The following is a 13,247-nucleotide window of genomic DNA, read 5'->3' as shown; positions in this document are numbered from 1 at the left end:
CATGGAGCGCTGATACTAAGGTGCACGGCATGCTCCAATGTTGAGCTGCTGACTGCAGTGTAAAGCCTGCAGGGCATTTTGCCTGAGGGCTTCGTCTCTGAGGTCAGTAAGCATCTGGATAAGGTTTTCAAGGTGCTCTACCCAGGCGCTGCAGCAGGCGCTGTGGAGCCAGTAGCGTACCAGAGGGCGGCTGTCATTGCGGGCGCAGACATCGGCATAAATGTCTTCCACATGGTGGAGCAGTTTGTCTACCGATTCAGGTGCGGCACTGAATGCCGTGATACTTTGCCATATTACTCCGGCACAGTCACAGTCATACTCAGGAGAGCCATAGACATGCCACTCATAAAGCAGCTCGGCCAGCACCAGGGCTGTAGTATCAGAGCTCAGACTGCTGCTTTGCTCATCACGGCCCAGCAGGCCCTGAGACATCAGCAGCTGAGCCATTTCTTCAAGATTAATCTGCTGTCTGTCACGCAGATAACTGGCCGATAGACAGTCGATAGCATCAAGTCCCTTATCGGACTCCAGTGCTCTTATCCCCCATACACTCATTTTTCCCTCCTTGCATTCATATCAGGGCGATACTGCCCCAGCCTGAATGCGCCAGGATACTGTTCAGGAAATGTTCCTGTTACTCCCTTCATTCCCCGCCATCCCTAAGACCAGTTGCCTCTGACCTCAAGGGTCGCGGTGACAAAACCCTTCTGGCCTCATAAGGCCTGTGACTGGGCTTTCATTGTCAATGAGCCCCATGCTGCCATCTGCAGACAGGCCCCATATGCCATGATTACCGGCCGTATGCTGCCTCCGCTGATAAAGCGCAACCCTGTGTGCAGCTCAGTATGCTGCTCTGTTTGCAGGTGATCTCAGTCAGCCATGAAAGTCCGATAGCCGCGACTCATGTGCGGCAACTGCCCCTTAAAAATCACGCTGTGTCCGGCATAAACCTTGTCTCAATAAGCCGGTAAAACACATCTGGCGACCGACTCAGGCAGGTTCTGAGCAGTGGGCTGCAACTGTTGCACAGCGCTTAGCGCCTGCGATTTAGACATAGCAAAGTACAGGATAAATATGGCAGTCATATAGAGCTTAATACAGTATGGGTATGCATATTCCTGCATGCTCTGCAGGTGTCAGGCTTTCCGGCGCAGGCTCACCGGCCTGCTGTTATGCTGTTGCGCATTTGCCGCTCAGATCGCCATGGCAGATAAGCTCCTCTGGCATCATCCGGGCTCCGCATTAGCTCAAGTGGACCACAAACTGCTCAGGTCGCCATGGCAGATAAGCTCCTCTGGCATCATCCGGGCTCTGCATTAGCTCAAGTGGACCACAAACTGCCTGTGCTCTATACCTGTGGAGCGGGATTGAGGTGAATGTTCCTGCCTGGCTGTCATATCATGGCAGCTGTAAAAATTGTGCAGTGATACATCCATAATAGTAATTTCCTGAAGCCATGGCACAGATAAAAGCTTGAAACTATGATGTGGATCCCGCTTTGAAGAGCGATAATTTTCTGCCAGGAAATGGCCTGTTTATCAGCTTGCATCTAGAGATATCCGTGGACTTGCTGCCACCTGGTCTGCCGCCCTCTGCAGTGTGTTGATGCTGTAACCAGTACCCAAATGGTGCTGCAAAGTCTTTTACAGTGCATATCCTGGCAACTCAGGCCCATTCGCAGCAAAAAGGGCGTTTTCTTGCTGTTGTGTCAGTCCCATACACAGAGCATAAGGCCTTAACTCAGAGAGATACTGACACCTTCATACAGCTGTGCCTGTCCCATGGACTGGGATCGGCCGATTAACTGAGAGTGAGAACGACCCCATCAAACCGTTGTGTCAGGCCCATGGACTGTGATGGGCCGATTGACTGAGAGTAAGACCGACACTGCTGTGCAATAAACGCAGCGGAGTCAGGCTTGCTGACGAGGGAGTGGCCGGGGAGCCGGGTTACTCTGACACTCACGCCGGGATGAATATCATTACAGTACAGTACGTAGGGGAAAGACAGGATGATGGGACGTCTGAAGCGATGCTGTTGAGAGATGATTTAAGCGGCTCAGGTGACTGTACTTTGAGAAAACAGGCAGGGACAGTCTGCATGGGGCAGATGGTGAGCTGAAATCATGCAGCCTGGCTTTGGGCAGTGCCATGCAGTCAGTCGAGCTGGCGGCTGGTTGAGCTCCGTCCGGGAATGCTGGAGCGGGCGCTGACAGCAAGATAATTAGAGCATATGGGCCCTGGGCCTGTGGAGACAGGGGTCATGGGGCCTTGCTCAGGAAAGAGTCAGCCCGTGCACTGGTTATCTGCAGGCATGAAAAAACCCCTGATTCCCTGAGGGAAAGAGGGGCTTTTATCAAAAGTGCTTTTATCAAAGGTGCGGCATGCTGTGCTCACTTACCAATGGGGGACCTGATACAGTGCATCACTTGCTGCGCTCATGGTAAGTCCCCTGCTCTGAGCTTACTTCTTATCAGAGAGTTCAGATCTGTCTGCACAGGCTGCTGTTGCACCACTGTCATTTGCGCCTGCAGAGGAAGAATCAGACCTGGCAGCCGGTGCAGGTGTATCCTTGAGGTCAGCACTGTCAGGACCTTCTGCATTATCCTTAGTGTCACTGTCTTTGCTGTCACTGGCTGCATTGAGCTCGGAGAGCTCTTCAGCCTCAGCCTGAGCGCGCTGCGCAGCCATGGCATCGGCTGCTGCCGGAGATGAGACGCAGGATGGGCAGCCTTTCTTAAGGGCACGGAAGGTTTTGATATTGTTGAAAACGGTATAGCCTACAAAGGACAGGGGAATAGCCAGGAAGTAACCGCCCAGTACACTCAGATACTTGAGGGTAATACGGCTTGAGGCCTTGTCTGCCGCCTTGCGCAGATTGATACGACGTGCGGCCATGAACTGAATGGCAAGATAGGACAGAGGATAGAGTATCCAGCTGAAGATAAAGTACAGGCCAAGACCGATAGTGGCCAGGTCCTCAATATTACGGGCCCCCTTTTCTATGGACTGGTAAAGAGAGACGAGGAAAATCAGAGGCAGAGGGGAAACAATAAAGAACTGGATAAAGTAGTCCGCGCGGTTGAAGTTCAGATGCTCAAGAGGATTCTCCGGCAGCTGATCAGCTTCATTATGAGACATGGTCTGTGTTACTCCTGATTAAATAGACGCCACAGAATAGCACTTATCAGGACAACTTGAAAAATTTCACTCCCGTTTTACGACAGGGATCGCACCAGTGGTGCAAACTCAAGCCTCCAGCTGCACCGGCTCCTGCAAAAGCCCTCGCAGCTGAAGCCTTATGGACATCCGCTGCTGCTCATACTGTTCCGGCATTTGGCTGTACCTTGAGCCAGACCTCCAGCTGATTACTGTGCTCTGCGTTTGCGTACACTTAACTGCCTCTCACAGACAGCCCGGAACTGGCTGATTCTTATGCACAACTGGCCTTGCTGCACTGCTCATACCCCAATATGCTGTGTTCTGACCTGTATTCAGGTATGAAAGCCGACAGCAGGTGTTCAAATCAGGCTGCCTGCTCAAAGTGGCGAAAAGTCTGAAGTAAAGTGTGAGCAAGCCCGCCGGAAAGGCTGTATGAGCAAAGCACGTTCAGCCTGGTGAAAATGATGATGTCGTTTTACCTTATCAAATGGAAGCCTGAGGGCTGCAGTATTGAAAGCCAAACATACTTTCATCTGTTTACGCATATAACATTTAAGCAAGGTTTCGCGCGCAGCTGCACACCAGACATAATTTAAGTGCACTGACTGTCATTCTCGTGCAGGCCTGAATGGCCGCCATGGACGGTAATGAGACTTTTCTGTTTGCGCCCGTAAACGGGCGCCATCATCGTCCTTTCACTGATGAGAGCAGTCAGGGTAAGCACAGTCCCTGCAATGACGAGAACAGCCAGGCCAGGCACGGTACATTAACCGACGAAAGCGGCAAGGCCATGGACAGCCTCTTAACCTGCAGGAGCAGCCATGGTATGCCATGGCTTACTAAAGCACTTTACACATAATTACAGGGTAGAGCTGTATTAAGCTTTCACATGAACAGGTGCGGCTGTGCTGCATGGAGGCCACATGTCACTGACAGAGCAAGAAGGCTGACAATACAGACAGAGGGCAGGAGGCAGGGGACAGGAACAGGGCTGCAGTTTTGTAAGGTACGGGACGGGATGAGACTGGTACTGGAGTGTGGCCTTGCGCAAGGGCCAGAAGGCAAAGTCATGGTCTGCTCTGGCCGACACTGGTGACAGGCGGTGTGCAGCCCTGCAGGGGTGGCCGGTGGCGGACGGCGCCTGCAGGGCTGTAAAGATATCAGTGCCAGAACAGCTGCCAGACGCTGGAGCGGCTTAATGAGGCAGCCAGCAGATCAAGGCTGTGGCTTGCGGCAGTAAGGTCAGGGCACAGGGCGCTGACCTCACGGGTGATGGCCGGTACTGTTTCCGGAGCCGGGGCACGAGGCAGGACAAATTCCATACGGTTGTAGCCAATCACGGCCGGTACGGCCTCGTAGCGCTGATGCCACAAATAGCTTACGGACATGAGGTCGGTATTGTCAGGTGCTGTACCCCAGCGGCCTGCAGGCAGCCAGGCAAAGATTTCATGGCAGCGGGTTACAGGAATATGGGCCAGGATAACAGGCAGACTGACATTAAGGCGGCTGTTCCAGAAAGAGCTCAGACGGCTGCAGGAGGTACCGCAGTGAGCAAAACGCTGCCAGCTGCCATTGCCAAGGCGGTTCCAGGCGGCAGTAATGGCTGATGTTGCAGATGCGGCTGCTGCACGTCCGGCAGCAGCTGCACGGGCCTCTACCTTTTCCTCAGTACTGCGACCTGAGGCCAGGGCGGCACGGGCAGCAGCGCGGGTAGCAAGTCGGGCACGATCTGAAGCTGCTCTGGCTACCTGACGGACGTGACCTTCATAGCGGCTGCGCAGCACCTCATCACCATCGGAGACATCGTGGGCAATGAGCTGCTGGCGCAGGCTGATGACCTTGTCTCTGTTAAAGTGCAGGCCCGGTGAGTCAAAATTGCTGCGATCGCTGTTGGCCATAATGGTACGCCACAGTCTGATATCAGGGATGACAATCAGCGGGAAAGTACCCTGAGCTGGGCCCCTGTCGCGGGCTTCCTGCCAGGCGGCGATAATCTGATCGTCCTTGCGCTGAGCCGGGAAATAGGTGCAGTCGCAGTCCATATAGCGGATAAAGGCACGTACCAGAGGAGATGGTTCGCGCGAGCTGGAGCTAAGATCATAGGCCTGCCAGCGTACCATTTCCTTTTTGTAATGAGCCACGCGCTGCTGATAACCGGCCTCATTCCAGCTGTTAATCTCTACAGGGATGCGCTGAGGCTCATTAAGGCCGCCCTTGCGCTCTCTTACGTGTATAAAGTCACCAAAAGAGCGTCCTCTGCTGGTAAAGAAGGCTGACAGCAGACGGCCATGGAAGACATCACGCACGAGGCCGCGCAGATTGATGCTCTGAGGAGACTTGCGCACCATCTCTATCATTTCCGGGCAGGTCTGACGCAGCATGGGACTGACCATGTCATTTTCAATACACCAGCGCAGATAGAAGGCCATATTGGTACAGGCTGACAGCTCGGCAAGGGCCAGGTCAATATGCCCCGGATCCATGCCCTGATCTTCAATAAGATGGCGCTGAGCTGACTCCATATAGGAGGACATGTCGTCGATGACATAATTTTCGTCATCAAGGACATGATCATAATAGTGACCGGCAATGGTCAGTACGCTGGTACCTGAGCGCAGCAGACCAGGCTCATCAACAGGCCTGCCTGTGCTGTCAGTCTGTGCAGACAGGCCGTCAGTAAGACCTGCGGTCTGACCTGGGGTACTGATGCCGGCTGGAACCAGACCAGCCCGGCCGCTGCCAGACTGCACGGCTGCATTCTGGGCACCACTGGCAGCCTCAGACGCTTCACCAGGCAGGGATTTATCTCCGGTAAAGGTATTTTCAAGCAGACGGCGGCCAATAAGATGGCGAAAATCAGGCATGAGCTCAACAAAGCTGCCTTCGGTAAGCTTGAGATCTTCCTTGATAATCAGGGCAGCGGCCTCGCCTAAGAAGGCCAGGGCTACCATCTCATGATCGTGGGGATCAGTAAGCTCGAGCTCCTCCTTGCCGAACATGTCCATGCCTCTGGTACGCAGAGTAAAGTCAGCTCCGCTGCCGCTTTTTTCGTACCACAGCCACAGCCATACCGGCAGCTCACCATGCTGCAGTACCTGAGCATAATCGTGATAGTAATCAGGATGATAGACAATGTGGCCGCAGAAAATACCGAGGGTACTTTCCTGACAGCTCAGGGCATCCATAATGCGGGTAAACAGACAGGCCTGCTCAAGCTGAGTCTTTCTTACCATGGGGAGCATGGCAATAATTATGTGGGCCTGATGACGATGGACGGGATTAAAGCCACCCTTACGGCGGAAAGGAGACTGGATATAGCTGGCAAGGCGTGGTTCACCTACAGGACGGGACTGCAGGGAGATCATGACGCGGCACTGCTCACAGGTAAAAATGAGCGTAGGCACACCGGCAGTGGCATTTTCTATGTTCTGGACATTAAGACGCCAGATCTGCCACAGATCGCGCAGCAGCTTTTCCTTGTCAAAATGATCATCAGAGAGCAGCACAATACCGTTGAAGACATCAGCATACTCACTGGTGTCCTGAGCGGCACTGTTGTCACGACTGCTTCTGACGCTGCGGCGTGCTTGCTGATCCATTATGAGTAAGCTCCCATCCAAATTAAAACCTGAACACCCATTATAACCGCACAAAGCCCTGCATGGATCCTGCCGGGGCCGCCAATGCGCCACTGAGCTGGTTTACCGCAAAAAAATACGGTGGCAAAACCGCCCTTACGCAGAAAATTTATACTGACACCCACCACAAACAGACCGTAGTCCGCAGAAGTGCTTCCCATAGGCCAATGTCATGCAGGTACAGGCCAGTCCGAAAAGCACAAAGCGCCAGCGCAGTGTCACCTGTACCCCCGGCAGCACGGCTGTTATGTACCATGAGACCACCTGCACCTGTCTGCACCTGCACCTGGACCTTACCTATGCCTTAACATCATCAGTACTGCAAACGCCCGCCAGGTCTCATTGACTAAAGGTCCTGCAAGGTAACGCTGCTTCCACTCCTGGACCTGCCTGTCTGGCGGGCTGACTGACTGAGACTGTCTGAGTGGTTAAAAACAGCAGCTGTATGGCCACCAGCATGCGCAGGCAGCCGCACAGGGGCTGCTCTCGAGGTCAAAGGGTGCAGAAAATTACAGAGCCTGGTGGTTAGAGGCACAGCAGCGAAGGTGCTCAAGGTCTTTAAGGCTGCGAAAATGTCATGGACCAGGTGCAGGGCTGAATACTGTGCTGGATGCATGTCAAATACTAACAGGGGCGGAAACAGGGTAGAAACAGGAGCAAAAGAGCACTGGCACAGAGGACCGCTCCGACTGCAAAAGCAGCGGGCCTTAAAGGCGGAAAAGTTTTCAGACAGCGGCACGAGCACTATGACCGGATGTGCTTCTGCTTTGATTAGAGGGTCATGATTAAAGCCGCGTGACAACAAATCCCGGATGGCTGAGGTCACACGGCTGACAGGGGCTACAGGCAGGCTGCCAGTGATGCAGGAGTTACTCTGTGGAGACTGCACTGGTGGTAGGTCTTAACAAAGAGGGACTGAGGGTCAAAATGCGCGCACAAATCTTCACGGTAGCCGCACTGCCAGGCACGCATGCCGTCACCGAGCTCCACGAAATCTACTGAGTTGGTGCTGCCAGGCTCTGCTATGGTCTTTTTCCAGTAGAAAATACTGATCTGACGGCGCTCAAGGTCATGTTTCTTATAGCGCTCCATAAAGAAGAGGCTGGCAAAGAGGGCCTGAAGCTCCTGCTCGTTGCGATCGGCTACAGGGGAGAAATCATTGATCAGGAAATTGCGCAGGGCAATATCGGTAAAGTAAATGCGCAGGCCATCGCTTTTTTCACCTGAAATGGCCAGATGCAGGGAACGGCAGGATTTAATGGCAAGGCAGCGCTCCAGAGCCGATACATACTCCTTGAGCACCTCAGGTCCCAGGCCCAGAACCTGACTCATTTCATCAAGGTCCAGCTCACGACCCAGCTTCTGGGCCAGCAGTACCAGCAACTCATGAAACTTGTCTCTGTTAAGACGTGGGGCGGCCAGCAACAGATCATTGAGCAGCAACTCGAGTCGCTGACTGCACTCCACCCTTAAGCGTTCATGCGTGGTAATAAGAGCGCGGCCATTATCTGATCGGACCTCACTGTCGGTGGCACTTTCAGGCATCAGTCCTCTTACCATGCACAGATCGACCTCCGCTGAGACGCGCCGAGGATCATCACTGGCGACAATTTCATTGAGGGTAAAAGGCCAGAGATAAACCTCGGTAAAGAGCAGGGACTCCTCGTCTATATTGACCAGACGTTCGATATTGAAGCTGAAAAGATCATCATCAGAGCGGTTGAGTCTGAGGTCAATGGCGCTTGTTATCACAATGAGCTTATGGTGCTCACTGGCTTTATTGGCGCGGGCCAGAGCAAACAGAATCTTGCTGATGCCAGGTACCTTATGGGCATTCTTGATGAGCAGGGAATTTTTGTCCTGCAGGAACTCTGCGGCATTGTCCTCACTTACTGATCTCAGGTACAGGGTATCAGAGGGATCGCCGCCATCCAGGCTGACGCTGGCGCCTCTTTCCTGAAGAATCTCGTTTACCAGTGAGCTTTTGCCACAGAAGTGAGGGCCGTAAACAGCCAGAATCTTACGGGTATTGTGCTCTCTGACCAGAGGGGTCAGAGTACGCTTGATAACAGCCATAAATTTTTCCTTACAGGCCTCAACAGGCCAGCAGTGTGCCGAAGATAACAGCAATGACGCCCGCATCTGTCCCAGCAAAACCTGTAGACCGATAAACCAGTGCCCTGATTCTCAAGTAAGAAAGCAAAGCTCAGAAATACCTGGTTTTCCACGACAAACTTCCATACCAGGTCTCGGAGCCACAGCTTTGCCAGGCCTCCAGCCAGAGAAAATCACCACGATAAAAACCATGCATTGCTCACAAGGCATGTGATGAAGGCAACCACCTGCCCGCTGTGCCAATAAAGCTTTCCTGCCATTCAAGACCAGTCCCGTACCGAAAAGACCATGCCAGATACGGAAAACCAGCATCTCAGACAGACCATTCAAGACCAGTCCCGTACCGGGCAGGCCATACCATATACGGGAAACCGTTTCTTAGACAGACCATTCAAGACCGGTACGGCCAGGCCAGACAGGTCTTGCACGGGTCAGTCATGGCCTGCCATCTTGCTGCGCAGACAAGCTACAGCAGCGCGGCGTCATGAGAGCAGCCTGATATTTATGCCCGAGACAGATAAAGCTGAGCCGGCTCAGCTCAGTCATAACACGGCAACCTTTATCCAGGATGGCAGCTGCGTCACTTACAGCATAACAGACATGAAAAGCTCTAAAAATCATGATTTATTGATACTGTAACCAATATCGCAAACAGAACCGTAAGGGACGGCAAACAGCTGTTATCAGGCCCTTGCTGGCTAATCGGCTGAAATGTTGATGTTCATACATGCAGCCTTAACAGTCTATGAATACCATATCTCCATTCATATTTGTAACCAGCCACAGATCGGCCCCAGCCTTAAACGCGGCACAACAGGACAGGCACCTGCATATAACAGCAGGCCGAAGTAGAAAAAGCAAACAGCAAAGACCAGGAGCTGCAGCCCCAATGATGCAAACTCCTAAATACCGATCACCTCCCAGCCCCAACATCGGCTGAGGCTACCCTCAGGGAGCCGTCAATACGCAGTATCAGAATCAGAAATAGTCTTTGCTGTCCGGTACGAGAGCTTACCGGGCACCCACCAACAAGCTGATTGAGCTGATCAAACAGCACACAGGGGAAAGAAAAAGAATAGATATGGCCCGAGCAGAGCTTATTAAAGCCCAAAATGTGCACCAATACATTGATGGTAAATTATATGAAAAACAGCTTCTGACTGGAGAATTGGAGTCATTTCCAGCTAAATAACGCATGTAATTAACATTGAAACTGTCATTTTTGCTGACAGAGAGGGTCAATTCAGGCCATGATGCCGCCACATGGCTAGAATTTTACTGCCATTTTCATCAGATCCGTCAAATAATCCTGGCATAATTATTAGAAATGTTTAAATTCTGACTTGGCAATGAAAGATTTAAGCATAATTGTGATCACTGTCAACTTATTTTTGTATTTTCTAATTTAATATTAATACTGCAAAAGGTGCTTTCAAGAGCATCGCCATCTTTGTACTTTGTGCATACGCAATGTATGCGAGGAGCCATTTTGAGCAATGAAATTGGTTCAAAAGACCTGCAATGCGACCTGGTTAACGTAGACGCAGGCATGGATGACAGGAAAGAGAAGGTAACAGAAGGAAAGAGAGAGCTTATGGAGGGAGAGGTCAATAATGATCTTGTTGCAGACAGAGAAGCAGACGACACCATTAATGTACTGAGATCCAGTGAATTTACACACGATGGTGGCGCTAAATTATTAACAGGAAACAGACATTTCTGCAGGGAAATTGTGAGTTCTTTGTGCTCAGATCAGTTCCCTGAAGTCAAAAACATAGACTGGGACAGCTTCCGGAAACTGGATACCCAGATTCTCACGGACAAATGGACTACGAAATATGCCGACAGTGCGTTCGCAGTCTCATTAAGGGACTATCCGGAATCAAGAATCATCATTCACTTTGAGTTTCAAAGCAAGCCTGACCGCCTGATGCCTTTTCGTCTTGATGTCTACGCCAGTGGCCTTGCTAACAGTGACGAAGAGTTTGCCATCTTTTCTTCTACAGAAATGAGGCCAGGTATGCTTCAGATCGTCATTTACACCGGTTCTGAAGGATGGAATAAAGGAAGGATATGTGGTGTTATTGACAGCAAAACCACTGCATCATTTAAAGAGTTCGCATGCAGGCAGAACAGGGTATTTATTGATCTTGGAAATTATGGTATAAGTCGATTGATAGCCTGTGCGAATATCGGCACTTGCCTGCTGGGATTTATGACTCCCTCTGAAGTTCATGATGTTGAGAGACTGATTCAACACTTGAAGGAATTAATCAGGACCACTGAGATTGACGATTCTCAGAAGCGTACAGTTGTCGAATATGTCGACAAGTATGCCAAAAACATTTTAGGTATCAACGATCTTCGCAGCAATTTAGATGCAGAGGAGGTTCTTATGGATTTAAGAAGCAGAATTGAGGCCAGCTATAAGCGCATTGCCCAAGAAGCCGAGGATAAAGGCATAGATAAAGGCATTGTAATCGGCAGAGATGAAGGCAGAGATGAAGGCATTGTAATCGGCCGAGCTGACTCAATTAAAGATATCATGGACTTCAGGTTTGGTGGTATGCCTGATGAGTCACTGGCTGCACTGAGAGAAATTAATGACGTTGCTGTTATGCAAAGCATTCACAATGCAGCCCTTAGCTGGGACAGGGATCAGGTACTCAACCTTATAGCACAGAGCAGGCCTGCTTAAGCACGTAGCTGCAGGCCTCGGCCTGCAAAGGCAGGGTAATCTTAACAGGTGGTAAGCCGGGCAGCCTCAGGGCTGCCCTCAAGCTATCTTGCAGGACAGCAACTAACGAGAACCTGACAAATGGATTTAAGAAGCAGAATTGAAGCCAGCTATAAGCGCATTGCCCAGGAAGCCGAGGATAAATGCCTAGATAAAGGCATTGCACTAGGCAGAGCCGACTCAATTAAAGATATCATGGATCTCAGATTTGGTGGTATGCCTGATGAGTCACTGGCTGCGCTGAGAGAAATTAATGACATTGCTGTTATGCGACGCATTCAAAATGCAGCCGTTACCGGGGACAGGGACGAGGTACTCAACCTTATAGCACAGAGCAGGCTTGCATAAGCACGTAGCTGCAGGCCTCGGCCTGCAAAGACAGGGTATCTTAACAGGTAGTAAGACGGGCAGCCTCAGGGCTGCCCTTAAGCTATCTTGCAGGACAGCAACTAACGAGAACCTGACAAATGGATTTAAGAAGCAGAATTGAAGCCAGCTATAAGCGCATTGCCAAGGAAGCCTACGATAAAGGCTATGCTGAAGGCTTTGCTATAGGTTTTGCTATAGGCTATGAAGAAGGCTTTGCCGAAGGCTTTGCTATAGGCTATGCAGAAGGGTTTGCTATCGGCTATGCTGACTCAATTAAAGATATCATGGACTTCAGGTTTGGTGGTATGCCTGATGAGTCGCTGGCAGCACTGAGAGAAATTAATGACGTTGCTGTTATGCGAAGCATTAAAAATGCAGCCGTTTACGGAGACAAGAACGAAGTACTCAACCTTATAGCACAGAGCCGGCCTGCTTAAGCACGTAGCTGCAGGCCTCGGCCTGCAAAGGCATGGTGATATATTTACTGGTAGTAAACAGGGGCAGCCTCTTGGCTGCCCTTAAGCTATCCTGCAGGACAGCAACTAACGAGAACCTGACAAATGGATTTAAGAAGCAGAATTGAAGCCAGCTATAAGCGCATTGCCCAGGAAGCCTACGATAAAGGCTATGCTGACTCAATTAAAGATATCATGGACCTCAGGTTTGGTGGTATGCCTGATGAGTCACTGGCAGCACTGAGAGAAATTAAGGACGTTGCTGTTATGAGAAGCATTCAAAATGCAGCTCTTAGCTGGGACAGGGACGAGGTACTCACCCTTATAGCACAGAGCCGGTCTGCTTAAGCACGTAGCTGCAGGCCTCGTCCTGCAAAGGCAGGGTAATCTTTACAGGTCGTAACCAGGAGCAGCCTCAGGGCTTCCCTTCACTGCCCTAAGGCAATCTTGCAGGACAGCAACTAACGAGAACCTGACAAATGGATTTAAGAAGCAGAATTGAGGCCAGCTATAAGCGCATTGCCCAGGAAGCCTACGATGAAGGCTATGCTGACTCAATTAAAGATATCATGGACCTCAGGTTTGGTGGTATGCCTGATGAGTCACTGGCTGCACTGAGAGAAATTAATGACGTTGCTGTTATGCGAAGCATTCAAAATGCAGCTCTTAGCTGGGACAGGGACGAGGTACTCACCCTTATAGCACAGAGCCGGTCTGCTTAAGCACGTAGCTGCAGGCCTCGTCCTGCAAAGGCAGGGTAATCTTTACAGGT

At 51.2% G+C, this 13,247-nt stretch carries 10 protein-coding genes; 6 read left to right on the top strand and 4 right to left on the bottom strand.

Features of this window, described 5'->3' with window-relative positions; all coding sequences use genetic code 11:
* Positions 1 to 15: 15 nt before the first annotated feature.
* The gene (locus MXE41_RS05895) at positions 16 to 555 is read right to left on the bottom strand and encodes a hypothetical protein (RefSeq protein WP_247099739.1); all 540 of its coding nucleotides are present in this window, start codon (positions 553 to 555) and stop codon (positions 16 to 18) included.
* Positions 556 to 2,462: 1,907 nt separating this feature from the next.
* Positions 2,463 to 3,140 (bottom strand): hypothetical protein, encoded by a 678-nt coding sequence (locus MXE41_RS05890; RefSeq protein ID WP_247099738.1) that lies wholly within the window; start codon positions 3,138 to 3,140, stop codon positions 2,463 to 2,465.
* 658 nt (positions 3,141 to 3,798) lie between these two features.
* Here MXE41_RS05890 and MXE41_RS05885 point away from each other — a divergent pair.
* Positions 3,799 to 4,020, top strand: a complete 222-nt coding sequence (locus tag MXE41_RS05885) for a hypothetical protein (RefSeq protein WP_247099735.1) — start codon at positions 3,799 to 3,801, stop codon at positions 4,018 to 4,020.
* A gap of 301 nt (positions 4,021 to 4,321) precedes the next feature.
* Here MXE41_RS05885 and MXE41_RS05880 read toward each other — a convergent pair whose 3' ends face one another.
* A complete protein-coding gene (locus MXE41_RS05880) occupies positions 4,322 to 6,760 on the bottom strand; it encodes a DUF4253 domain-containing protein (protein ID WP_247099733.1) in 2,439 nt (812 codons plus the stop codon).
* An 879-nt stretch (positions 6,761 to 7,639) separates the two neighbouring features.
* Positions 7,640 to 8,875, bottom strand: coding sequence for a hypothetical protein (locus tag MXE41_RS05875; RefSeq protein ID WP_247099731.1), 1,236 nt, complete (start codon positions 8,873 to 8,875; stop codon positions 7,640 to 7,642).
* Between the two features lie 1,528 nt (positions 8,876 to 10,403).
* Between MXE41_RS05875 and MXE41_RS05870 the strand changes: the two genes are divergently transcribed.
* From MXE41_RS05870 to MXE41_RS05850, 5 genes are all read left to right on the top strand, one after another.
* Positions 10,404 to 11,612 carry an Rpn family recombination-promoting nuclease/putative transposase gene (locus tag MXE41_RS05870; protein ID WP_247099729.1) on the top strand — a complete coding sequence of 403 codons (1,209 nt, stop codon included), beginning with the start codon at positions 10,404 to 10,406 and terminating at the stop codon, positions 11,610 to 11,612.
* A gap of 120 nt (positions 11,613 to 11,732) precedes the next feature.
* A complete protein-coding gene (locus MXE41_RS05865) occupies positions 11,733 to 11,999 on the top strand; it encodes a hypothetical protein (protein WP_247099728.1) in 267 nt (88 codons plus the stop codon).
* A gap of 119 nt (positions 12,000 to 12,118) precedes the next feature.
* Positions 12,119 to 12,457 carry a hypothetical protein gene (locus MXE41_RS05860; RefSeq protein WP_247099727.1) on the top strand — a complete coding sequence of 113 codons (339 nt, stop codon included), beginning with the start codon at positions 12,119 to 12,121 and terminating at the stop codon, positions 12,455 to 12,457.
* A gap of 123 nt (positions 12,458 to 12,580) precedes the next feature.
* Positions 12,581 to 12,823, top strand: a complete 243-nt coding sequence (locus MXE41_RS05855; protein ID WP_247099725.1) for a hypothetical protein — start codon at positions 12,581 to 12,583, stop codon at positions 12,821 to 12,823.
* A gap of 131 nt (positions 12,824 to 12,954) precedes the next feature.
* On the top strand, positions 12,955 to 13,197 hold the full coding sequence (locus tag MXE41_RS05850; RefSeq protein ID WP_247099724.1) for a hypothetical protein: 243 nt from the start codon (positions 12,955 to 12,957) through the stop codon (positions 13,195 to 13,197).
* The last annotated feature ends 50 nt before the right edge of the window (positions 13,198 to 13,247 follow it).

It is taken from the genome of Anaerobiospirillum sp. NML120449 (assembly GCF_023051105.1).
Taxonomy (GTDB): Bacteria; Pseudomonadota; Gammaproteobacteria; order Enterobacterales; family Succinivibrionaceae; genus Anaerobiospirillum.
This window is presented reverse-complemented; position numbering and strand designations above follow the sequence as displayed.